This window comes from Mesobacillus zeae, from assembly GCF_003570705.1.
Classification (GTDB): Bacteria; Bacillota; Bacilli; order Bacillales; family Cytobacillaceae; genus Mesobacillus_C; species Mesobacillus_C zeae.
The window spans coordinates 226573-248894 of record NZ_QWVT01000015.1; the positions used below are offsets into that span (position 1 = coordinate 226573).

The window sequence follows — 22322 nt, forward strand, 5'->3', positions numbered from 1 at the left end:
GCTGCTGAACAAGCTGCGGGAATTCTATGCTTTTTGTATTTATTTATCTTCAATAATGACGTCTTTGTTCCCTTTTTCTAGAAGGTTGAAGACATGCTTGGCAAGGTCCGTGTTTTCGACTTTGCCTGCAAGTTTTTCCCGAGAAGGTCCGTAAGAGTAAACATTCACATCTTCACCTGTATGGCCGCCGGTTGTCCAGCCTGTATTGGTTCGCTTGTTGAAAATCTTTTCAATACTGTTGTCAATCTCAAGGACTCTTTTCGTTTCTGCAGCTTTGTTAACAGAAGCGAGTTCCTCAGATGTCAGGTCAAAGCCCATATATTTATTTAATGTTTCCTCTACGCCTGCACCTTTGGTAATTTGTTCTGCCATAAAGTCAGGTGTTTTCTTCGCTGCTTTAATCGGCTCTGTAAACCAGTTATAGATCCCATCGGCACCAATGGAGAATCCACCGGTCGAATGGTCCGCTGTTGCAATAACAAGTGTGTGTTTGTCCTTTTTTGCGAACTCGATAGCCGCCTTAAAGGCTTTTTCATAATCCTCCATTTCGCTCATGGCGGCGACAATGTCATTGTCATGACCTGCCCAATCAATCTGGCTGCCTTCCACCATTAGGAAGAATCCGTCTTTATCTTTGCTGAGGCGCTTGATGGCACTGTTCGTCATTTCTTCAAGTGAAGGGACGCTTTCCGTACGGTCAATCATTTTCGGTAGGCCCCGCGGTGCAAACAAACCAAGCACCTTCCCACTATTATCAGCAAGCATTTCTTTTTTTGATGAAACAAGGCGATAGCCATCCTTTTTGAATTCCGCAGCAATATTTCGATCATTTCTGACAAATAAATCTTTCCCGCCGCCAAGAAGCACATCCACTTTATGCTGGCCATTGATACGCTCATCATAATAATCTTCAGCAATGGCATTCATGTTTTTCCTGTGGACATCATGAGCGCCGAAAGAGGCGGGGGTTGCATGCGTCAGCTCTGAAGTAGCAACAAGACCGGTAGCTTTTCCATTCTCCTTGGCTGATTCCAGTACTGTTTTGACCTCTGATTCATCATTGTCTACTGCAATTGCAGCGTTATATGTTTTAATGCCGGATGACATCGCTGTTGCAGCTGAGGCAGAATCCGTTATGTTTTCCTCTGGGTCTTCGGCGTATGTAGACTGCTGGCCGACAAGATATTGATCAAACGCACTGTTTTCACGGAATTTCGTGCCTGGATTGTCCTTCAAATAGCGGTAGGCAGATGTATATGAGGGTCCCATGCCATCGCCAATCATAAAGATCACATTTTTTACGTCAGCATGGTTAGAATGTTTTGTTTCTTTAGCGTTTGCTGATGAAAATGTCCCTGTGAGTCCGCCAATGGCAAGTGTGGAAACAACTGCAAACGGAATAAGCTTTTTTTTATAAGTTCTTTTCAAAGTCTTGGTCCCTCCGGATATCTGGCTTAATTCTTATTATATTACATTTTTGAAAGCGTTTAAATTAATGGAAATCTGTTCTGCTTTTTTATAAAAAACAAACCAGGCCTTATTGACTAAACTTCGGGAAAAGCATGGTTCTTATACAGCATGCAGAAGGAAATGAATAGGGAACATATATCAAATAATCTGTTATTTCAAAGTTTTTTTATGAATTATGCCCCAGTTAGGAAAATAGATTCTTTTTTTTCTTAATCTGTAAAAATATTTTAGTTTTATAAGCTGCGATTTTAACGGCCTGAAGTCCGTAGAGAAGGAAGGCAGGGATTAGATTTCTTTTAGCTAGTTTATTGTATCGGTGTTGTTTGGTTGATATTGTGCTGTTTTTGCTTGATATAATGACAAAGTTGGTCGATTTCACACCCGGATTGATCCATATCTTTAAAAAGTTGGTTGATATTTCGATCTGTATCTGGATTGATGCTTATCCTAGATTGGCTATGGCGGAGGAACGGTGAAGTCCTTTAATGCCCAGCTTAGGATAAATGTATGAGGATTGAGGAAATAGACCTAGCATAATTTGTTAAATTATCGGAATATTGGTAATAATTAATCTTTAAATTTTCGAAGGAGCTTAATACAATAGTAGTGACGTGAATGGTTTAAGTCTTTAGAAGCTTGTACATATATTTTCACGTCCCAATCTATAATTCTATTAAAAGGATGGTGGGGAATTTGACAAGGAGATCCTCCAAGGTTATTGCTTCACTTTTGGCAGCATCATTGGCTTTCGGAACGGCGGGGTATGCTACTGAGGCTGTGAGTAATGGAAACTCTTCGTATTCACAGGACCAAAAAGTAGTCGCAAGAGTAGACGCCCAAAAAGCGATTGAGCATGTAAGATATTTATCGGAAGAAATTGGGACAAGGCCTGGCGGTCTGGAAAACGAGTATAAAGCTGCAGATTATGTTGCGGATACTCTTAAAAGCTACGGATACGAAGTCGAGTATCAATATTTCCCTGTTGCTGACCAGTACATTGCAAATTTGGCACTGAAGGACGGTAAAGTCTGGGAAATGGGGGCTGCACCGAATGGCTTGATCAGCGATAACAGCGTCAAAGCAGAAACGATCTTTATTTCCGGCGGAACCAAGGCTTCAGATTTCGTGAATGCCAATGGAAAAATTGTTTTGATGCCACGTGCCGCGACTGTTTCAGAATACCGTACACAAGTGAAGCTTGCAGTACAGGCTGGCGCAAAAGGGGTGATCCTTCAGAGCCTTGTTGGCAGCCGGGGAAACTATGGCCAGGCTTTTAATCCAAATCTAGCTGAAAAGGTGAATATCCCTGTATACGGTGCGTCCTATATCCATGGGGAATGGCTGAAGGATGAGATTAAAAAGGGGAACAGTGAAATAGGCCTTACAGCCAAACACTACTCGAACTTGAAATCAGTGAACGTCATTGCCACCAAGCGGGCAAAGACGCGATCGAAGGATACGAAAGAAGTGATTCTTGGTGCGCACCATGACAGCGTGGTTGGAGCGCCAGGCGCGAATGATAATGCATCAGGTGTTGGACTGATGCTTGAGCTTGCAAGGGTGTACAAGGGTTATAACACCGACAAAGATTTAAAGTTCATGTCATTCGGTTCGGAAGAGCGCGGATTGCTGGGTTCCTTCCATTACGTAGACCAGCTTGACCAGGCAGGGAAAGATCGGATTGAGGCTGTGTTCGTGCCGGATATGGTGGCAACTAATTATGATAAGGCAAAAAACCTTTATTCCATGACAGTTGACGGAAGCAAAAATATCGTGACGGATTCCACTGCAGCTGCGGGTGCAAGGCTAGGGAATTCAGATATCCTTCCAGGGACATTTGGGTCGAGCGATCATGTTCCGTTCCACCACGCCGGAATTCCTGCTGCCCTGTTCATTTGGATGGGAATAGATAGCTGGGATCCGCTTGTATACCATATTGAAAAAGTCTACCATACACCGCAGGACACAATTGCCGACAATGTGTCCCCTGAAAGGATGCAGTCCGCGCTAGATATCATTGGCTCTGGACTATTTGATGTCGTTAGGAAAGACGTTCCTCCGCTGAATAAGAATTGATTTGTTTTGTAGACCTAGAGAATGAGTGTTTTTAGTAAAGGCTAGGCAGCAGTTTAATAAGAAATTTCAACATCCGGCCGTTCTTTTTTAGGAGCGGTCGGATTTCGTATCATTAAGATGATTTGCATGGCTATATACTCCCGGGGATTGATGGCTGCTATTTATAAGTAAACAGTATGTTTGGCGCTTACAAAGGCGATACTTGTATCTATATAGGAAAAGGGAGTGAAAAAAGTGGCCAGTGAGAAGGAGTACAAGCCAGCGCAATTATCTGAAGAAGAACTTGGCAGAATCCAGTCCCTGGAGTCGAAGCTTGTTGATCAAGCGGAACGGGATATCATTATTATTGCCTACGAAAAAAACGAGTAGGGGCATGATATGATGAGAGTGAAGGCAAATAGTAAAAAAGAAGCAAACAAAAGCAAGCGATCCAGCGAAGGAGTGGAAATTAAGGGGGAAGGTGACGCCAATCTTTCTCCAGATGCCTGAAAACCACTTCTTTAAATATGAAAAAAGTGCCGTAAAAACGGCACTCAGGCTGTCGAGAAAGTCTCGACAGCTTTTTAAAATAAATACACTACAATATATTGTTGTTTAAGTCTTTGGTTAATATCTATATATTGGTCCGAGAGATAATAAAACTTCAAAAACTCCCATTTTCAAAATCAGTAATAAAAAATAGGGGGTTACTCTACAATATGAGTGCCTTTTCTGCTGCTGCTTGAGTCGTTTTCACAGCGCCATCAAGATCGACTAACAGCGTTTTGTCATATCCGGTCTTTCCGCCAGATCCTGCAGCGAATACAATTGCATCGCAGTCTTGTGCTTTATCGGCGATTTCTTCCATGCTGCCTTCAAGGCTAGTCAAGGCTGCTTCCACACCTTGTTCCTCGAACGCAGCTGCCTGATCGGCGCTTCGAACCATTGCTCTCACTGTATGCTCGCTGCTGTCCTTCAGCAGGTTTACAAGCTGTTTCCCAATTTAGCCGTTTGCTCCTACAACAAATACTTTCATTCTTTCATTCTCCTTTCTTATATCGTGTCTCCAAGTTTCTTTACCCTAATTTTTGGTGAAATCTCGGAAAAAGCAGTTTTGTACTGAAAAATTACAAACCATGGTTCTTTATAAAAGATGACAATATAAAAAACAGTCATGCCAAGCGCCCTGTTTTTCCATCTGATCTACTCCTTAATCCAAGCCTGGCTGCTTCCAGCTGGCTTTTTAAAAAGTGCTTTGCGGTAATTCCAGGAAGTAGACTGCCTAATGCTGTTATGGTCTCAAGCCTATCTTTTTATTTAAAACCGCGTATTCCCTAAATTGCGACTATCGCTGTGTATCAAACTTTAAACTGCTTATTATTCCTTTCAACGTCGTGCTGTCCACAGCGTGCATGAAAACAAGAATGTTGAAGGGCTGATATCACCATATCTTTGTTCAAATTGGCTGTTCAATTTCTCCGAATCCTCTGGCGTGGCTTTCCCCGTAAATTCAAATGCAATAGTGGATTCATCCTTGTTTGGAAGAAATGTGATCATCACAATGCCCCCTATTTGCGTGATCTAAAATGTTATAGCTTTGATTCTTCCGCGGTCCCTGACGCCGCATGAGCCAAGTGGCCTTGTACCCTTAGTTCGTCAACTTCTTTTTGCAGACTTTTTTTCTCACGTTTAAGTGCGTAAATTTTCCGTGCCCCAACCGCGCCCATGATGACAACACCTGAAAGTACCGATAGTAGGATAACAAGGATTAACGGCCACTGCCCTGTGCCGAAGAAGTAGTCTATTGTAACGTCTTCTACATTAACAACAGCAAAAAGGGCAACAAGCAAGGCAAACAACAATGCCAGCAGCAAGCTCCATTGAGATTTCAAACTTTGAACCTCCTTTGTCAATCGGATTTCTCGATTAATTAACTTCATTTTACCCATTCGATCTTAAAAAAAACACGGGCTGAACCAAGTGAACTGAATATGGTTTGCTTTGACTATTTAATCTAATTTTTATAAAATTAGATTAAAACATCTAAGTGATAGGAAGGGAGGTAACAGAATTGAATATTCCAGTGTCGATTTTTATTATGGATGTCAGCAGCTCTTCAAGGGGAGGAAATGGGTATGAGCTTGCTGAATATTTGGATTCACTGGTGGAGTGGATGGTAACGGCGGCCGCCGGGATTGTCCCGATACAGGCAAAACACCGGGCGGGAGATGAAATCATCGTAATCGCAGAAGGCTTTAGCACAGCTTACATTCTTGCTTTTTATTTAAGGAGCATATGGAAGTATGGCGGACAGGAGCCCTACTTTGGTTTATCTTTCGGAAGTATTGGTTCAAAAGTTGAAGAAATAGACCCTGAGAAATGGATCCATCCCCTTGCCAAGAAGGCAAGAGAGGCTAACGACCTTCTAAAGCAGGAACAAACCAGCAGGCCTCACTTCAAATTTAGAATCGATGGAAACAAGCCCAGCCTTTTTGATGGATATGGACCCGAGTTTGAATGGCTATTGAACGCAGTGCTCGCCCAGCAGCAGGAATATATCTCAAACCAGACTGAGTTACAAAAAAACGTCTTCTCACTTTACCTGATTTTTAAAAAACAAAAGGTTGTTGCCGATTTGCTCAAGAAAACCCCTGCAACCATTTCCTCACATGTAAAAAAAGGGAAGGGTGAAGAGCTTTTAGACTCTTGTTCCGGGTTGGTGAAAATTTTGAATTCCTTAGAGGAAAAATCCTGCACAATCACTGACAGTCCGTTCTCAATCGCTGAAACACTGCACAGAAGCATCAAGGAAACTCTGAAGGAAGTGTTCAAACCATAAAAAAGGGGGGATATCGTGCTAGTTCTTAGCCTCGTTATTGCACATCTTGCGGGAGACTTCCTTCTGCAGACTGACAGAATGCTAATGGAGAAAAAGAAATATATTTGGAAGCATATTATCCACCATTTCTTACTGTCCGTTTTTGTTCTGCAAATATTCGTACCGCACCATTGGGGCAAGGTGATTTTTACAGCTGGAGCCATTGGGGGAACACACTTAATCATCGACCTTTTGAAAATAAAGCTATTCGACAATCTGAATCAAGAAAATTTGAAAAAGCTTTGGGCCTTCCTTTTTGATCAGCTCTTACATCTCACAGTTATCTTAGGTGTGTGCCACATGTTCCTTAACATAAATATGGCCATTGCCGGTGGAAAAGCCCTTGACGTTCTAAGGGATAATAGCGTGACCCTTGGTACCGTTAATTCCATCCTCTTTACCGTCATTATCGTCCTGCTCGCGACGAGTGTGAGCGGCCATATCGTCAGGATTCTTCTCGGAACTCTTCCAGGGCAACTGATGACTTTTGAGGGGAAGTATTCATTCAGGAATAAGAGGAAGGAAGGCAGCCTGCAAGACAGGAGTGTTAGGAACTGCGGAATAACGGAAGAATATAATTATATGGTCTTCAGCAAGCATGACCTTTCCCGCGGAAAACTCATTGGTTACCTTGAACGGCTTCTTGTCATTCTTCTCACATTTTACAGCGCATATCCGGCCATAGGATTCATCGTAGCGGCTAAGTCCATCGCCCGTTTCAAACAGCTTGATGACCGGGACTGGGCGGAATACTTTCTCCTCGGCACGCTGGCCTCCATGTTACTAGGCATTGCACTGGGCATTCTATTAAGAGAAGCTATTGCCTAACTTAAGAAAACGAATGTAATTATACGTAAAAATCACCCAGGAAAAAGTAGACCGGGCATCAGACCTGATTAATCATTGTCCTCGTAAATTTTTGAAATGGAAGGAGGTGAAACCTAGTAGAAAGGGAGATTCGGACCTGGAAAAACGCTAATGGTAATGCTTTTTAAAGATAGCAAAATACATCCCAAGGACCAGGTGAAACTGTCGCAAGAATTGAACAATGAAAGGAAATTGTGGTTTTTTGTCGAATTTTACGATTTTAGTAATAGATCATGATCAACTTGGTGTATAATCAGGATTGAAAGAAAAAACTTCATATTTGAAAGATGGGTTGTCTTTGAAAATGAATGCCTCTGCATTTAGCAGTCTAGCCATTTTTAAAGACTTAAAAGGGAAGTTGGTGAAAATCCAACGCGGTCCCGCCACTGTAATGGGGAGCTTTCAGCAATCGCCACTGTACAAGACTGTATGGGAAGGCGCTTGAAAGCAATGACCCTGAGCCAGGAGACCTGCCCGATCTTTTCGCACCAGCAAACCTACGAGGATAGGAGGTGTTTGGAAGGATTGCAAATTTATCTTGTTTATCCTTATATACAAACATCTCCATGACAGCAATGGAGGTGTTTTTTAATTTTTTCTGTACACAAAAACATTACATAATTTGGAGGAATAACAAATGAAGAAGTTATACACTATTATTTTTGCCCTTATGCTGGCAGTATTTGCCCTAGCTGGCTGCGGGAACAGCGCAGCTGACAACAAGGACAGCAGTGAAAAGCAGACAGAACAGAGCGGCAAGGCGTTCCCGGTAACCATTAAGGATGGTACGGGTGAAAAAGTGGCCGTACAATCCAAACCGGAAAAAATCGTTTCCTTGATTCCTAGCAATACTGAAATTGCGTTTGCTTTGGGCCTTGGGAAAGAAATTATCGGTGTTTCAGATTATGACAACTATCCGAAAGAAGTCACCAAAAAAGAAAAAATCGGCGGAATGGAATTTAACGTAGAAAAAATTATTTCCCTTAAGCCAGACCTTGTGCTAGCACACGCTTCTAGTGCCCATAATTCCAAAGAAGGCTTACAACAGCTTCGCGATTCGGGTATAACGGTACTCATTGTAAATGATGCAAAAACTTTTGACGAAGTATACGAATCTATCGGGATGGTTGGGAAAGCAACTGGTAAAAACAAAGAAGCAGACAACCTTGTTGCAGATATGAAGGAGAAACTTGGAGAGATTGAAACAAAAGCAAAAACCATAAAAGAAAAAGACAGGAAAACGGTTTTTGTCGAAGTCTCGCCAGCTCCGGAAATTTTTGCTGCCGGGAAAAATACTTTTATCGATGAAATGCTAAGCCTGATCAATGCAAATAATGCCGTAAAAGAAGAAGGCTGGCCAAAGCTGGATCCAGAAGCTGTCATTAAGAGCAACCCAGACGTCATTATCACCACACACGGATACTACACGCCGGAGCCGGTCAAGAATGTCACAAGCCGCGAGGGCTGGCAAGATATCAATGCCGTTAAAAATAATGAAGTGGCCGATGTCCATTCGGACAAGGTGACCCGGACAGGCCCTAGGCTTGTTGAAGGAGTCGAGGGAATTGCAAAAGTCGTATACCCGGACGTTTTTAAATAACCCGGCAACAGCCTATATCATAGCATTGGTGTTTCTCGTTGCAGCCATGCTTGCGGCTATTTCGGTCGGAACTGTATCGGTTCCTGTCCGCGATATCATCGCCATCATAGGAAATGAAGTTTTTCATCTCCCGTTTGCAAGAGAGATTGAACCTATGCATACGAATATCGTTATGAACATACGCCTGCCAAGAGTCATTCTGGCAGGCCTGGTTGGAGCATCTCTCGCAATTGCGGGAGCTGCCTTCCAGGGTTTGCTGAGGAACCCCCTCGCAGACCCATATACACTTGGCGTTTCATCAGGCGCTTCCGTCGGGGCAGTGATCACACTGTTTTTCGGGTTTACCATTCCTGGTGCGGGCCAATTTACCCTGCCAATCATGAGCATCGTATTTGCTTTTCTCACCATCACAGCCGTCCTTTTTTTTGTTCGGAAAATTGACCCGGTGATGAAAGTTGAAACAATTATTTTGACAGGCATTATTTTCAGTTCTTTTCTCGGTGCACTTATTTCCCTTATGATTGCTCTTACTGGGGATGAACTGCGGCAGATTATCGGCTGGCTGCTTGGAAGTGTCTCAATGAGAGGCTGGGACTATATCAAAATCTTACTCCCTTTCTTCCTTGTCGGCTCGTTGCTTCTATTATTCAACGGCAAGGAGCTGAATGCCATGTCCTTTGGCGAAGAACGTGCTCGCCATATTGGAGTAAACGTGCAAAAAAGGAAAATGGTCATTTTGGCTGCTGGATCTATCCTCACAGGAGGAGCGGTTGCTGTATCTGGGACAATCGGTTTTGTGGGCCTCGTCATTCCCCATTTAACAAGGCTGGTATGGGGTCCAGATCACACACATCTCCTTCCCTTATCAATCTTGACTGGAAGCGGCTTTCTCATCCTGGCCGATTTGGTTGCCCGCACGGTCATTTCGCCAACAGAAATTCCGATAGGTGTCATTACGAGTATCGCAGGCGCTCCTGTATTTGCAGCTATACTGATGAAAAAACAACGGGAAAGAAGAGGAATGACAAATGCTTAATGTACAGCAATTAACTGGAGGATATTCCGGTGAAAAGGTTGTAAATGATATTTCTTTCTCTGTCAATAAAGGTGAACTGTTTGGCATTTTAGGTCCTAACGGCAGCGGAAAGACGACCTTACTGAAAATGCTAACAGGCATCTTGCCTTTTGCTGGGGGCAAGGCTTACATAAAAGGAAAACCGATTGAAGAATACAAACTGAAGGAACTGGCCAAGGTGGCAGCCATTCTTCCGCAGCATTCATCTCAAACCTTCTCGTTTACAGTAAAGGAAACAGTGTCACTCGGGAGGTATGCACATCAAAAAGGATTGTTCCAGACATGGACAGAAGAAGACGAATCGGTTGTCATGGAAGTGATGAAACAGACAGAAGTAGACCCATTTGCACACCATGACCTTAACGAGCTTTCCGGGGGAGAACGGCAGCGTGTCTACCTTGCGCAGGCTCTTGCCCAGAAGCCGGAAATTCTTTTTCTTGATGAACCGACAAATCACCTTGATCTATCTTTCCAAAAAAGCCTGCTGGATACATTGAAGCGCTGGACGAAGGAACAGGGATTGACCGTTGTCTCGATTTTTCATGATCTTAACCTTGCGGGGCTTTACTGTGATCGTCTTCTGCTCCTGGAAAACGGAAAAATCCAGAAGGAAGGGCTGCCTGATGAAGTGTTGGAAGAGGATCGGATTCGATCCGTTTATCGGACAAAAATTATGAAGCAGCCGCATCCTTCCGTTCCCGCCCCCCAACTCGTACTTTTGCCTGAGGGAGAAACAGAAGGGGATTTAAGCATCAATGAATCCATGCTTTCGTTTTCACTGGAACATATTGTATTGAAAGCACCCTTTCCTCTCAAAACCATGTCATCTGGTGTGGTCGGATCAGGGACAGGATGGCATAAAAATTTTGTCAACAGGCATGTCGATCGACGATACGACTGCAGCGACCATCGGAATGAAATGAGGGAATATTTGCGTTCTTATAACTTCGAACCGGTAGAAACGGTTGGGATGATGACCGCCGTTATACTGGAGGATGTCTGCCATCATTTTTATGAAGGAAGTAATTTTTCAGTATTGGTTGTAGTGACTGCAGGTGTCGGCAACAGCGTCGATGCCTCAAAAAGTGATGCACATTCCAGCGGGATGAAGCCTGGGACAATCAATACCTGGGTTTTTGTTAACGGAGTCTTAACAGAGGAGGCGTATATTCAGGCAATTGTCACAGCTTCAGAAGCAAAGGCGAAAGCAATGTCGGATATGGAAGTTAAAGATCTTATAACTGGCACAATCGCAACAGGGACATCCACTGACAGTATCTTGATTGCAGCCACGCAGCGAGGCAGCGGACTTGATTATGCCGGCACGATTACATCTCTCGGTAAGATAATTGGAAAAGGTGTGCACGAATGCACGTGCAGGGCGATTCAAAAGAGCAGGGAGAGGGCCGGCTCATGATCCTGCATCATTTGCTTGCCATCACGATCGCTGTTGTCATTGATCTTTTCATAGGGGATCCCCCCGACTGGCCCCACCCTGTCAAAGCGATGGGATCGCTTATCGCCAAGCTTGAAAAACATTGGAATAGAGGTCAAGGGAAACAGGCAAAGGGGATAGGAATGCTGATTTCCGTCATGTTTGCCGCAGGGGGGACTGCTTTGTTGGTCACTCTTATATGCTACCAAATTCATCCCGTCGCGGGCATTTTGACAGAGAGCCTTCTCATTTCAACCGCAATTGCTCAAAGAAGCCTGAAAGAAGCGGCACTCACTGTATATGAACCACTGAACCTCGGCAACATGGCGGGAGCTAGAGAGAAGCTTTCCTATATTGTCGGGCGTGATACGGATAAACTAGAAGAACCAGACATCGTCAGGGGCACGATTGAAACGGTTGCGGAGAATACGAGCGATGGGATTACAGCACCATTGTTCTGGGCACTGATAGGCGGTGCTCCTGCGGCCATCATGTATCGTGCAATCAACACCTGTGATTCAATGGTTGGCTATAAAAACGAGAAGTACCTCGAGTTCGGGTGGGCGTCAGCAAGAATGGATGACCTTGTAAACTATATCCCGAGCAGGTTAACTTCTTTCGCCATGCTGCTGTCATCCAGACCGGAGCATATGACGGTAAGACAGGCTTGGAGGACAGTTTTTCGTGATGCGAAGAAGCACCCGAGCCCGAACAGCGGCTGGGGGGAAGCAGCTGTCGCAGCGCTCCTCGGCATCCAGCTTGGCGGTGTCAATTACTATAATGGAGTCATCTCTAATCGGGCAACAATGGGCGATCCGGTTGTTACAATGGGAAAGGCACATATATTAAAGGCTAACAGGATTGTCTCAAGGACTGTCCCGACGTTTATGATCTTTTTATGGCTGGGAGGAATGCTGTTTGAAATGGCCGCCACATGGTTCTAACCCACAGTATTTATTTGAAACGCTTGGTTTGAGGATGCCTGAAAAGATTACAGATTTCAGCGCGAATATTAACCCCCTTGGACCTCCCCCTGTTCTAAAAGAAAAATGGAATACTATTTTTGATCAAATATCCGACTATCCGGACCCGCAAGGTGCTGTGCTCAAAAAAAAGCTTGCTGAAAAGGAAGGGATACATGAATCACAGATCCTGATCGGCAATGGCGGCGCTGAAATCATCTTCCTGATTGGAAGGCTCCTTGCAGGGAAAAAAGCAGTCGTTGTAGAGCCTGCTTTCTCGGAATACGAGCAGGCCTGCCGTACGCATTCCTGTGATGTCGGGTACCACCAGCTGCAGCCGGGCGATTGGGAATGGGAGCAGCGGGACTTATCCAGCAAATTGAAGGATGCAGAAGCCTTATTTTTATGTAATCCCAACAACCCGACTGGCGTTTACTATAGTAAGGAGATTATACGGCACCTTTTGGAAGAGTGCCTCAGGAATGATTGTCTCCTCATTGTGGACGAGGCGTTTTATGATTTTGTGCCGGACTATGAACCGATAGTTTCCTACATAGAAAACTATTCGAATCTGCTGGTCATCCGGTCGATGACGAAAATGTTTGCCATACCAGGTCTCCGGCTCGGCTATATTATGGGGAACTCAAAGATTGTCGGAAAGCTCGCAGGCTATCAGCAGCACTGGAGCATCAATACACCCGCCCTCAAGGCCGGAGAAATATGTCTTGAAAGTGAATCTTATGTGGCTGAAACAAAAAGGCTTGTGAAAAGTGAAAGAGAAAAGCTGTTTACTTTTTATGAAGAAAATGAGTTTACTTATTCTCCATCCTCCACAAATTTCTACCTTTTGAAAGATCCGACAGCAAAAAGCCAGCTCCCTCTGTTCAGATTCCTGCTTGAGAACGGGATAGTTCCGAGGCATACGATGAACTTTCCTGGCCTTGAAGGAGACTGGCTAAGGTTTGCGGTCAAAGGCTCCAAGGATAATGGCACACTGATGGAGAGGATTGCATTATGGAAAAAAAGCAGTCATTGATTTTCATCACTGGAGGAGTCAGGAGTGGGAAAAGCTCCTTTGCTGAAAAGCTTGCCGCTGAAATGGCGGGACAAATATCGGGAAATCTTCACTACATTGCTGCAGGAAAGCGGAGCGACCATGAGATGGACCAGCGGATAAAACGTCACCAGGAGGATCGCAAAAAAAGCGGCCTGAACTGGAAGACATGGGAGGAACACAATCTCGCAAGCCTGAGTGGCGCTTTTTCAAAGAGTGATATCGTATTGCTCGATTGTTTAACTACCCTGCTAAACCAGGAGTTCTTTCAAAACGGGGAAGAATGGAGGGACCCTGTTTTTCAAGTACGGACGATGGACAGAATCGTTAGTGGGGTCGAAGAAATTGCCAGAAGCGCATATAGTCTGATCGCTGTCAGTAATGAGATCTTTCACGAGCCTGCAGGCAGCACCAGCATGGTGCTTGCCTATACAAGGATGCTTGGTAAGATTCATCAAAGAGTGGCAGAGAAAGCGGATACATTCTATTTAGTTGAGGCGGGTATTCCGCTGCTTTTAAAAGGAGATGAAGCACCATGAAGGGAATCATGATTCAGGGCACAGGTTCTGACGTCGGCAAAAGCCTCATCGCTACTGCAGTATGCCGCGCATTTTCAAATGAAGGGGTGCGCACAGCGCCTTTCAAGTCGCAGAACATGTCCAATAATTCCTATGTCACCATCGATGGGAAAGAAATCGGACGGGCTCAGGGAATCCAGGCAGAAGCTGCAAGGACGGAAGCAACCGTCTGGATGAACCCAATCCTGCTAAAACCCCGATCAGACAGCCAGTCTGAAGTTGTTTTACTCGGCAGGGCCGAACAGACCTTATCAGGAAGGGGATACCGTAATTCTTTTTATGAGAGGGGTTTAGAGACAATCCGGGAAGCTTTGCATCAACTGGAGAATAATTATGAGGTCATTGTCATGGAAGGTGCAGGCAGTCCTGTCGAAATCAATTTAAAAGACAGGGAGCTTGTCAATATGAAAGTCGCTGAAATGGCAGATGTGCCGGTTGTTCTTGTAGCGGATATCGATAGAGGCGGAGTGTTTGCGAGTATTGTCGGAACGCTTGAGCTATTTGAGCCGAAGGAAAGGGCAAGAGTAAAAGGACTTATTATCAATAAGTTCAGGGGTGACATCAGCCTGTTTGAGGACGGAATTGAGTGGCTTGAACAAAAAACGGGCATTCCGGTGCTCGGTGTATTGCCTTATATGGATAATCACATGATTGATGGAGAAGATTCGCTGTCCATCCCGCAGTCTCACCGAAGCAATGAAGCTGGCCTTATCGATATCGCAGTCTTTAAGGCTCCCTATATTTCAAACTACAGTGATATTGAGCCTTTTTATTATGAAGAGGATGTGTCCATCCGCTGGGTGAGCACACTCGCAGAAATAGGAAGTCCTGACGCAGTCATCCTCCCGGGAACGAAAAGCACTATCCGGGATTTAATGTATTTTAAGGACGCGGGCCTTACTGACTGGCTGAAAAGCTATGCTGAAACAGGCGGATATATTGCTGGCATATGCGGCGGCTACCAGATGCTCGGCGAGCACCTTATTGATCATGAAGGAAGTGATACAGGCGTTCCTTTTACTGAAGAAAAAGGCATTGGGCTTATTCCGGGTACCACCACCTTTGCAAAGGAAAAAAAGACGGTCCGGGCAGAAGGCGTGATTCACCAAGGAACAGGGTTAAACCAAGTTCCCGTCAGTGGATACGAAATCCATCTTGGAGAAACGGTGTTCGGGGAAAAAAGCCTGCCGTTTTTGCAGCTGAACGGGCATAAAGAAGGATATTGCGGGAATGACGGCCGTTTGATCGGAACGTATCTTCATCATCTCTTCCATAATGACGAATGGAGGAATTTATGGCTGAACCGATTGCGGGAAGCCAAAGGAGTACCGATGCGGGAAACTCTCCATAATAGCCGGATAAAGGATGAAAAGTATGATGAGCTGGCAGCCCATATGCTTAAGCATCTTGATTGGGAGAAGCTGAAGTTAATCATTGAACAATGGAGTACACATAATGAAGTGGTTTAAAGGTTTTCTCATCAATGTTCAATTTTTCACCAGTATACCAATACCTTTTGCTCTGCCTATGGACCGCGAGCACCTTGACCGCGCTATGAAAACATTTCCGCTGCTCGGATTGCTTTTGGGAGGAATTGTTACTTCCCTTCTATACATAATTCTTGTATGGACTCCTCTATCTCCTCTAGCAGCTGCGTTCCTTATTTGGCTTGCGGGAATCGTACTGACCGGAGGTATCCATCTTGACGGCTGGATCGACTGCAGCGATGCATTCTTCTCTTATCAGGACAGGGGAAAAAGACTGGAAATTATGAAGGATCCGCGTACAGGGGCATTTGGCGTTCTGTCAGTCATCATTATATTGGCGGCGAAGTTCCTCTTCATTTATGAGATCATCCTTATGATTCAGCCTTTCTCCTATGTATACATCCTGCTTCTTCCGTTTTTTAGCAGAATGGTGATGGGTGTGTTGCTGTTGAGGGTTCCGTCAGCGAAAAATGACGGTTTGGGACAGATGTTTAAAAGCTCGGCTGGAAAGGGCACTTTAGCCATTTACGGGTTATATGCAGGGCTCTTCCTTGCGATTGCTGCGTCCTTTGGCCAAACGCTGCCTTTTGCACTGATTCTCATGGTTGTCTGCTTTTTAGCGGTGCTGTATTTAAAACAAAAAATACTCTCATGGTTTGGCGGCCTGACAGGTGACGTCCTTGGAGCCAGTGTGGAAGGGACGGAGCTACTGCTATGGATGACACTGTGGCTATTGCATTATACCGTCATGGGCTGACAGAGGAGAACAGGCGTCGCGCCTATCTTGGCTGGACGGACTCCCCGCTGTGCGATGAGAAATTAAGTACGGTTCCCTGCAGCTATGACATGCTTTTTTCAAGCGACTCTGGCAGATGCTTGAAGACGGCGGAAATTCTTTTCCCTGGCAGGAAACCTGATCGTCTGAGTGAGCTGAGGGAATCTCACTTCGGTGTTTGGGAAGGAAAGACATATGAGGATTTAAAGGATATAGCCGAGTACCGCCGCTGGCTGGATAATCCCCAAACAGCAAAGCCTCCTGGAGGGGAATCTTTTACGGAATTCACAGAGAGAGTGGAGCGCGGCTGGAAACGGCTGATTGACCGTGTACTGATGGCTGAGGCCGAATCAGCAGCAGTCGTAACCCATGGCGGTGTGATTCGATTTTTATTGACGCGTTATGCACCAAGTGAAAAGGATTTTTGGGAATGGAAAGTTAACCATGGACAAGGCTATGAGCTTGTTTGGCAGCGAGCTGGCTTAAGGAGGGGTGAAAGATGCATTTTGTTACGGGAGGCAGCTTTAACGGAAAAGGAAAATGGATAGGTTCATTTTACGGACTGGACAACACACCCCATTTGTGGATATCAGCATATAAAGCCGAAGGTATTCCCCGCCTTCCTTCAGGTCAGAACAAAGAAACAGTTGCTGTCCTTGAAGGGATGGAAATGTGGCTGAAGGAATGGGCCGGCAGCAAGGGTGCTGATGGAGCGCGTGTGGAATGGCAAAAACAGCTGGAACAATGGCTGAAGTGGGAAAAACAGGAAAGCGCCCGCGTGCTGATCATCATCGCGGCTGACATTACAAAAGGAATTGTCCCAATGCTCGCAGAGGAACGGAGCTGGCGGGACGCTGCAGGCTGGGCATGCCAGGAAACAGCTTCACATGCTGAACGAATGGATGTTATATGGTATGGAGTTAACCAAAGAATCAAATAAGGGGGAATTATTGTGAGACTGTATACACGGACGGGTGATACCGGAAAGACAAGCATTATTGGCGGACGGGTCGACAAGGATGATATCAGGGTGGAAGCTTACGGGACAGTGGATGAAGTGAACTGTTTTGTCGGACAGGCAGTCACGCAGCTCGATCCGAAGATTTTTTCGGATGTTCTGGAAGACCTTGAGAAAATTCAGCATGAATTGTTCGATTGTGGAGGAGATTTGGCAAACGTGACAAATTCACGTGAGCTTAAATTGAAAAAGGAATCTGTGGATGATCTTGAGGCTAGAATTGACGAACTGATCGTTGAGGCGCCGGAGCTCGAGAGATTTATTCTGCCTGGCGGAGCCCCAGCAGCGGCATCCATTCATTTGGCGCGTACAGTCACAAGGAGAGCGGAGAGGCTTGTTGTCTCCCTTGTAAAAGCTGAACAGGATGTATCGCTAACATCTCTTCAATTCCTTAACAGGCTGTCGGATTATTTCTTTGCCCTTGCCAGGGTCATCAATTTCCGCATGCAAGTGAAAGACGTGGAGTATATCAGGAGTGGGAAAGTATTTAGAGAAGGGAAGAGAAAAGATGAGAAATCAGAAAATTAGGGGAATGATCTTAATATCGTTATTTGCTGCCTTATCAGCAGTTGGGGCTGCGATTAAAATTCCGGCTGTTATCACAAGTGTTGCGCTGGATTCTTTCCCAGCCCTGCTTGCGGCTGCGCTTCTCGGGCCAGTCGCGGGAGCTGCTGTAGGCGGGATCGGGCATATGCTCTCTGCATTGATGGGTGGCATGCCGCTCGGTCCGCTTCATGGCCTTATTGCAGTGGAGATGGCCGTACTGGCAGCACTATTCTCCATTTTGTATCGTTCTGAAAGAAAATGGAGTGCGGCTCTTTTCTTTATTCTCGCTAACAGCTTCGTCGCTCCGCTTCCGTTTATGTTCATTATCAGCAAAGTATTTTATATCGCTCTCATACCTTCGCTGGTAATAGGTTCTGTCCTTAATACAGCATTTGCCATGATCGTCATTCCACGACTTGGCCGTATATTGAGCGGCAGGAAGGGAGTTGCCGATGAGAGACGTGCTGATAATTCCATTTACCGATGAAATGTCGATAATAATTGCAAGCGATAATAGTGGGGCAATCGGGATGAAACCTGCTGATTCTGTGAAGGTGCCTTATGACACCCTTGGCTATTATTCCTTAAGAGTCGCAGCAATGGAGTGCATTGCTGCAGGTGGTGAGCCGTTTGCTGTTACCCTGCATAATTTTTGTGGTGAAACAGCCTGGAATGAGATCACAGCAGGAATTCGTAAGGGGCTGTCTGAGCTTGGTATCGAAGAAGTGGAGTTAACCGGGAGTACGGAGACCAATTTTCCGATGGAACAGTCTGCTCTCTCTATCAATGTGCTGGGTAAAAAGAAAAAAGGCAGTGCGGATGAAAAGCTTCATTATGACAATAAATCAAAAATTGCAGTGATTGGCGCTCCGCTTGTCGGGAATGATGTGATTAAAAGAAGTAGTGAAGGAGCTCCTTTGGCCGTATTTAAGGAAGTAGCCTCACATCTGGACATCATTACACTTCCAGTCGGGTCAAAAGGTATCCTTGCCGAGTTGAATGTGCTTTTTTCGAACAGGCATTTTAAAAAGAGCGAGATTGAAACAGATGTCGATCTCCTTCAATCCGCAGGTCCGTCGACTTGCTTTATTGCCGTCTACAATGCCAGTATAGAAGAAGATATGAAAAATATGACAGGACCATATTTTCATAGCGTGAAGGTACAGGGGTGAAAAAATGCTGCAATTATATGTGATCAGGCATGGAGAAACAGAGTGGAATGTCGAGAAGAGGTCCCAAGGCCGGCTGGATTCAGCTTTAACTGAAAAAGGCAGACGTGATGCCCACTCGCTGGGAGAGCGGCTGAAAGAGACTGAGTTTGAGTGGATTTATTGTTCCCCAAGCGGACGGACAATGGAAACCGCAAGCATTGTCGCTGGAAATCGTTCCATCCCACTCGTAACAGACGAGCGGCTGATGGAAATTGACTTAAAAGATTGGCAGGGTAAAACCGAGGATGAAGTGAAAAAAGAATATCCTAAATCCTTTCAGCAATATTGGAACGAACCCGAGTTGTATGATGGTGGATCAGGTGAAAGCTTTGCTGATGTAAGGAACAGGCTCGCGAGTTTTCTTCAGGAATTAGAGGAGTCTTCTCTTTCTGGCAATGTGCTTGTCATCACGCATGGAATTGTGATTAAAACGCTTTATCTACTGTGCCGGGAACAGGAAACGGAAAGAATTTGGGATCCTCCGTTCATTCATGGGACCTGCCTGACAATCGTGAAAATGGACGAGAATGGAAAAGAACTCCTGCTTAAGGGCTGTATGGCGCATTCAAAAGCGTAGCTCTAATTTTATAAGCTAAGAAAAGGCACTCGCAAGTATGAGTGCCTTTTCTTTGTTTAATCACCATACACATCAAACAGATAGCTATACGCTCCCTTATCTTCGTTTCTATGGTCCTTTTTAACTTTTAAGGTAGCTGCCATATAAGTTAAAATGAGAATCGAGCAGCACATAAATAATAATGAAAGTACGCCGACTAGAATTGACAAAGAAAATCCCTCCTGTATTGTTGTTCAATATTAGGTTAAAGGATGAAACGCGTTTCAGAGCAAGCGAAAATGAGAAAGAAATGGTGATTGAATGGCAAATATTAAAGATATCGCAAAATTGGCAGGAGTTTCGGTTACAACTGTGTCCCGTGTTCTCAATGATCACCCGTATGTAAACAGTGAAAAGAAAGCCGCGGTTTGGCGTGCAATTGAAGAAACTGGATACCAAAAAAATATTAACGCGGTCCATTTGAGCAAAGGAAGAACATTTCTGGTCGGGGTAGTTGTCCCTTTTGTGAATCACGCGTATTTCGGGCTTCTCGTGGAGGGAATCGCCAAGGAAGCTTTAAAAAACGAATATCAACTGGTCCTTTTCCAATCAAATTATGAAAAAAGCAGGGAAGAGGAAGCCTTAAAAATGCTTCGGAATAAACAAATCGACGCATTGATTATTTGTTCCAGAGCTTGTGATATAGAGAGTATTGAAACGTATACAGTTTATGGCCCGGTAGTGTTATGCGAGGATGCGAGGGGAACAAACGTTTCTTCCGTCTTTATTGACCATTATGATAGCTTTTTTCAGGCATTAACGTATTTGTACTCAAAAGGTCACCGGGAAATCGGCTACTCCATCGGAAGGCAGGCAGGAACCAACAGCAAGCTGAGGGAAGCGGCCTACAAAGACTTTATCCATCAATATGGACTACCACATCGCCAGGATTATATTTATCATGACTGTTTCAATATGGAGGGCGGACAGACGGTGGCAAGAAGTATCATAAATAACGACCACCCGCCTACTGCATTACTGGTTTCCAATGATGAAGCAGCTGCAGGAATCCTCATATGCTGTAAGGAAAATAATATGAGGATCCCTGATGACCTTGCAATTATAGGATTTAATAATCAGCCCATCGCAAAGCTAATGAATATTACCACATTGGAAATACCTCTCGTGGAAGTGGGTCAGAAATTATTCCTTCAAACCATGAGTGGAGGGGATTTTTCTCATGAGGAAGTACCGGTAAGGTTGATTGAAAGGAAAACGGTATAGTTTCCTGAGACCATTTTTTTTGCGCTAAGGAAACAATTTCTCCTTTCTACATATAAATAAAGTAAAGGAGGGAGAAAAAATGAGACAATCGGGGCGGATCAGGAAAAAAGTCATTTTTTATTCATCCATTTGCAAGGCATTGGGAGTCATTGATGCCTCACAATATAAACAGATAACGGGTTCAACCCTTAATAAAAGAGAAGAAAATTGAGTCGGGATTTTTTTTTTGAAGTTCCTCTCGGACGTATTGAGCAACATGCTGAAAAGGCATGCTTCTCCTCATAGCGGTAATGGAGATACATAAAACAGCTGTCAGTTGGCGAAAAAATAATTTATGCTCATTTTCTCTTTATCAATTACCTACAACACGGATGATTGGATTAAATACTTACAGTAGAATAGAGGTGGAAAAACACGATGATAAAAGGTTTTAATCATTTTCTTTTCTCGGTTTCCAACCTGGAAAAATCCATTGCTTTTTATGAAGCTGTCTTTGATGCTAAGCTCTTGGTAAAGGGGGAAAATACAGCCTATTTTGACATGTGTGGTATGTGGCTTGCCCTGAATGTTGAAAAGGATATACCAAGGAATGAAATAAACCAATCATACACACACATTGCCTTTTCAATCGAGGAAAAAGATTTTGATAAAGTTTACGAGAAACTGAGGAAATTAAACGTAAACATTCTGTCAGGACGTGAGAGAGATGAAAAAGACAAGAAATCCATCTACTTTACAGACCCTGATGGGCATAAGTTTGAATTCCATACAGGTCATTTGCAGGACCGATTGGAATATTATAAACGAGAGAAAACACATCTTGAGTTTTTTAGTTGGTGATTTCATCCATCATCAATCATTTGGATTTATAATGGCGAGCACTACATGATCTTCCCACTGACCGTTGATTTGGACATTCTTTTTTGCTAACCCCTCCTTATGGAAACCGGCTTTTTCAAGCACCCGAATGGAGGCGATGTTATGGGGCATGACCCCTGCCTCTATTCTATGCAAGTTAAGCGATTCAAAAGCATATTCGACAATTAACTTTGCTGCTCCTGTTGTGTATCCATTTCCATTGAACTCTTTGTCCAGGAAGTAACCTATGAATGCGCTTTGTAAATTTCCTCGGAGTACTTGGAATAAATTAATCGTTCCTAAGAGTGTGTCATCACTACTTCTGTATATTCCAAATTGGTACTCCGTATCGGATTTTGCACCCTTTTCCCATTTCTGTATGAGTTCTTCTTGCTTTTTTAAGGTGTAGTAATCCGAAGGGCGTGTGCCTGAAAATTGATCAAAAAAAGATTGGTTTTTCTTTTGCAGCCGCAGCAAATCCTCCGCATCCTCGATATCAAATGGCCTTAAGTATATGTTTTTACCTTTTAGCATTCCATATCACCAACCCCTTTTAACAATATATTTCATTATATAACAGATATTGTATATATGGTAAACTGTATGAGTGAAT

26 protein-coding genes, 1 pseudogene and 1 riboswitch are annotated in these 22322 nt (G+C 44.3%); of the genes and pseudogenes, 21 read left to right on the forward strand and 6 right to left on the reverse strand.

Translation table 11 applies throughout. From position 1 onward, the window contains the following. Window positions 1–39 precede the first annotated feature (39 nt). Complete coding sequence (locus D1970_RS09300) at window positions 40–1428, reverse strand: alkaline phosphatase (RefSeq protein WP_181213250.1); 1389 nt, start codon at window positions 1426–1428, stop codon at window positions 40–42. 723 nt (window positions 1429–2151) lie between these two features. Here D1970_RS09300 and D1970_RS09305 point away from each other — a divergent pair. After that, window positions 2152–3546: a M28 family metallopeptidase gene (locus D1970_RS09305; RefSeq protein ID WP_181213251.1), complete on the forward strand. Its 1395-nt coding sequence runs from the start codon at window positions 2152–2154 to the stop codon at window positions 3544–3546. 234 nt (window positions 3547–3780) lie between these two features. Next, a complete protein-coding gene (locus tag D1970_RS22895; RefSeq protein ID WP_259339614.1) occupies window positions 3781–3915 on the forward strand; it encodes a hypothetical protein in 135 nt (44 codons plus the stop codon). 346 nt (window positions 3916–4261) lie between these two features. Here the strand turns inward: D1970_RS22895 and D1970_RS09310 are convergent. The 3 genes and pseudogenes from D1970_RS09310 to D1970_RS09315 all read right to left on the reverse strand — a co-directional run. Next, window positions 4262–4528, reverse strand: a pseudogene (locus tag D1970_RS09310) (NAD(P)H-binding protein); the annotation flags it as partial. 383 nt (window positions 4529–4911) lie between these two features. Further along, entirely contained in the window at window positions 4912–5082 is a 171-nt protein-coding gene (locus tag D1970_RS22335; protein WP_181213252.1) for a hypothetical protein, read from the reverse strand. Window positions 5083–5114: 32 nt separating this feature from the next. Next, window positions 5115–5417 carry a lipopolysaccharide assembly protein LapA domain-containing protein gene (locus D1970_RS09315; RefSeq protein WP_119112582.1) on the reverse strand — a complete coding sequence of 101 codons (303 nt, stop codon included), beginning with the start codon at window positions 5415–5417 and terminating at the stop codon, window positions 5115–5117. A gap of 179 nt (window positions 5418–5596) precedes the next feature. Between D1970_RS09315 and D1970_RS09320 the strand changes: the two genes are divergently transcribed. From D1970_RS09320 to D1970_RS09395, 16 genes are all read left to right on the forward strand, one after another. Then, window positions 5597–6364, forward strand: coding sequence for a sigma-70 RNA polymerase sigma factor region 4 domain-containing protein (locus tag D1970_RS09320; protein WP_119112583.1), 768 nt, complete (start codon window positions 5597–5599; stop codon window positions 6362–6364). A gap of 15 nt (window positions 6365–6379) precedes the next feature. Beyond that, complete coding sequence (locus D1970_RS09325) at window positions 6380–7231, forward strand: DUF3307 domain-containing protein (RefSeq protein WP_181213253.1); 852 nt, start codon at window positions 6380–6382, stop codon at window positions 7229–7231. Between the two features lie 351 nt (window positions 7232–7582). Then, window positions 7583–7762: riboswitch (cobalamin riboswitch) on the forward strand. A 145-nt stretch (window positions 7763–7907) separates the two neighbouring features. Continuing rightward, on the forward strand, window positions 7908–8870 hold the full coding sequence (locus D1970_RS09330) for an ABC transporter substrate-binding protein (RefSeq protein WP_119112585.1): 963 nt from the start codon (window positions 7908–7910) through the stop codon (window positions 8868–8870). Then, complete coding sequence (locus D1970_RS09335; RefSeq protein ID WP_119112586.1) at window positions 8836–9906, forward strand: FecCD family ABC transporter permease; 1071 nt, start codon at window positions 8836–8838, stop codon at window positions 9904–9906. The genes D1970_RS09330 and D1970_RS09335 overlap by 35 nt, the downstream gene beginning before the upstream one ends. Then, window positions 9899–11362 carry an adenosylcobinamide amidohydrolase gene (locus tag D1970_RS09340; protein ID WP_119112587.1) on the forward strand — a complete coding sequence of 488 codons (1464 nt, stop codon included), beginning with the start codon at window positions 9899–9901 and terminating at the stop codon, window positions 11360–11362. The genes D1970_RS09335 and D1970_RS09340 overlap by 8 nt, the downstream gene beginning before the upstream one ends. Further along, window positions 11359–12324, forward strand: a complete 966-nt coding sequence (gene cbiB, locus D1970_RS09345) for an adenosylcobinamide-phosphate synthase CbiB (protein WP_119112588.1) — start codon at window positions 11359–11361, stop codon at window positions 12322–12324. The genes D1970_RS09340 and cbiB overlap by 4 nt, the downstream gene beginning before the upstream one ends. Next, window positions 12299–13378, forward strand: a complete 1080-nt coding sequence (cobD, locus tag D1970_RS09350) for a threonine-phosphate decarboxylase CobD (RefSeq protein ID WP_119112589.1) — start codon at window positions 12299–12301, stop codon at window positions 13376–13378. The genes cbiB and cobD overlap by 26 nt, the downstream gene beginning before the upstream one ends. Next, on the forward strand, window positions 13357–13935 hold the full coding sequence (locus D1970_RS09355; RefSeq protein ID WP_119112590.1) for a bifunctional adenosylcobinamide kinase/adenosylcobinamide-phosphate guanylyltransferase: 579 nt from the start codon (window positions 13357–13359) through the stop codon (window positions 13933–13935). Before cobD ends, D1970_RS09355 begins: the two co-directional genes overlap by 22 nt. Continuing rightward, complete coding sequence (locus D1970_RS09360; RefSeq protein ID WP_119112591.1) at window positions 13932–15443, forward strand: cobyric acid synthase; 1512 nt, start codon at window positions 13932–13934, stop codon at window positions 15441–15443. Before D1970_RS09355 ends, D1970_RS09360 begins: the two co-directional genes overlap by 4 nt. Beyond that, the gene (cobS, locus tag D1970_RS09365) at window positions 15430–16218 is read left to right on the forward strand and encodes an adenosylcobinamide-GDP ribazoletransferase (RefSeq protein WP_119112592.1); all 789 of its coding nucleotides are present in this window, start codon (window positions 15430–15432) and stop codon (window positions 16216–16218) included. Before D1970_RS09360 ends, cobS begins: the two co-directional genes overlap by 14 nt. Next, window positions 16176–16784, forward strand: a complete 609-nt coding sequence (locus D1970_RS09370; protein ID WP_119112593.1) for a histidine phosphatase family protein — start codon at window positions 16176–16178, stop codon at window positions 16782–16784. Before cobS ends, D1970_RS09370 begins: the two co-directional genes overlap by 43 nt. Continuing rightward, entirely contained in the window at window positions 16736–17176 is a 441-nt protein-coding gene (locus D1970_RS09375; RefSeq protein WP_119112594.1) for a bifunctional adenosylcobinamide kinase/adenosylcobinamide-phosphate guanylyltransferase, read from the forward strand. Before D1970_RS09370 ends, D1970_RS09375 begins: the two co-directional genes overlap by 49 nt. A gap of 12 nt (window positions 17177–17188) precedes the next feature. Next, on the forward strand, window positions 17189–17782 hold the full coding sequence (locus D1970_RS09380; protein ID WP_119112595.1) for a cob(I)yrinic acid a,c-diamide adenosyltransferase: 594 nt from the start codon (window positions 17189–17191) through the stop codon (window positions 17780–17782). Beyond that, window positions 17763–18287, forward strand: a complete 525-nt coding sequence (locus tag D1970_RS09385; protein ID WP_119112596.1) for an ECF transporter S component — start codon at window positions 17763–17765, stop codon at window positions 18285–18287. Before D1970_RS09380 ends, D1970_RS09385 begins: the two co-directional genes overlap by 20 nt. After that, on the forward strand, window positions 18253–18972 hold the full coding sequence (locus D1970_RS09390; protein ID WP_119112597.1) for an ATP-binding protein: 720 nt from the start codon (window positions 18253–18255) through the stop codon (window positions 18970–18972). Before D1970_RS09385 ends, D1970_RS09390 begins: the two co-directional genes overlap by 35 nt. A 4-nt stretch (window positions 18973–18976) precedes the next feature. Continuing rightward, entirely contained in the window at window positions 18977–19588 is a 612-nt protein-coding gene (locus D1970_RS09395; protein ID WP_119112598.1) for a histidine phosphatase family protein, read from the forward strand. Window positions 19589–19644: 56 nt separating this feature from the next. On the opposite strand, the gene D1970_RS22340 is transcribed toward D1970_RS09395, so the two are convergent. Continuing rightward, the gene (locus tag D1970_RS22340) at window positions 19645–19797 is read right to left on the reverse strand and encodes a hypothetical protein (RefSeq protein ID WP_181213254.1); all 153 of its coding nucleotides are present in this window, start codon (window positions 19795–19797) and stop codon (window positions 19645–19647) included. A gap of 91 nt (window positions 19798–19888) precedes the next feature. Here D1970_RS22340 and D1970_RS09400 point away from each other — a divergent pair, with 91 nt between their 5' ends. The 3 genes from D1970_RS09400 to fosM all read left to right on the forward strand — a co-directional run bounded on the left by D1970_RS09400 (window position 19889) and on the right by fosM (window position 21691). After that, entirely contained in the window at window positions 19889–20851 is a 963-nt protein-coding gene (locus D1970_RS09400; RefSeq protein WP_119112599.1) for a LacI family DNA-binding transcriptional regulator, read from the forward strand. A 79-nt stretch (window positions 20852–20930) separates the two neighbouring features. Next, window positions 20931–21062, forward strand: coding sequence for a hypothetical protein (locus tag D1970_RS22900; protein ID WP_259339619.1), 132 nt, complete (start codon window positions 20931–20933; stop codon window positions 21060–21062). A gap of 206 nt (window positions 21063–21268) precedes the next feature. Then, the gene (gene fosM / locus D1970_RS09405) at window positions 21269–21691 is read left to right on the forward strand and encodes a FosM family fosfomycin resistance protein (protein WP_119112600.1); all 423 of its coding nucleotides are present in this window, start codon (window positions 21269–21271) and stop codon (window positions 21689–21691) included. A 12-nt stretch (window positions 21692–21703) separates the two neighbouring features. On the opposite strand, the gene D1970_RS09410 is transcribed toward fosM, so the two are convergent. After that, window positions 21704–22243 carry a GNAT family N-acetyltransferase gene (locus D1970_RS09410; RefSeq protein ID WP_119112601.1) on the reverse strand — a complete coding sequence of 180 codons (540 nt, stop codon included), beginning with the start codon at window positions 22241–22243 and terminating at the stop codon, window positions 21704–21706. Window positions 22244–22322: the final 79 nt, after the last annotated feature.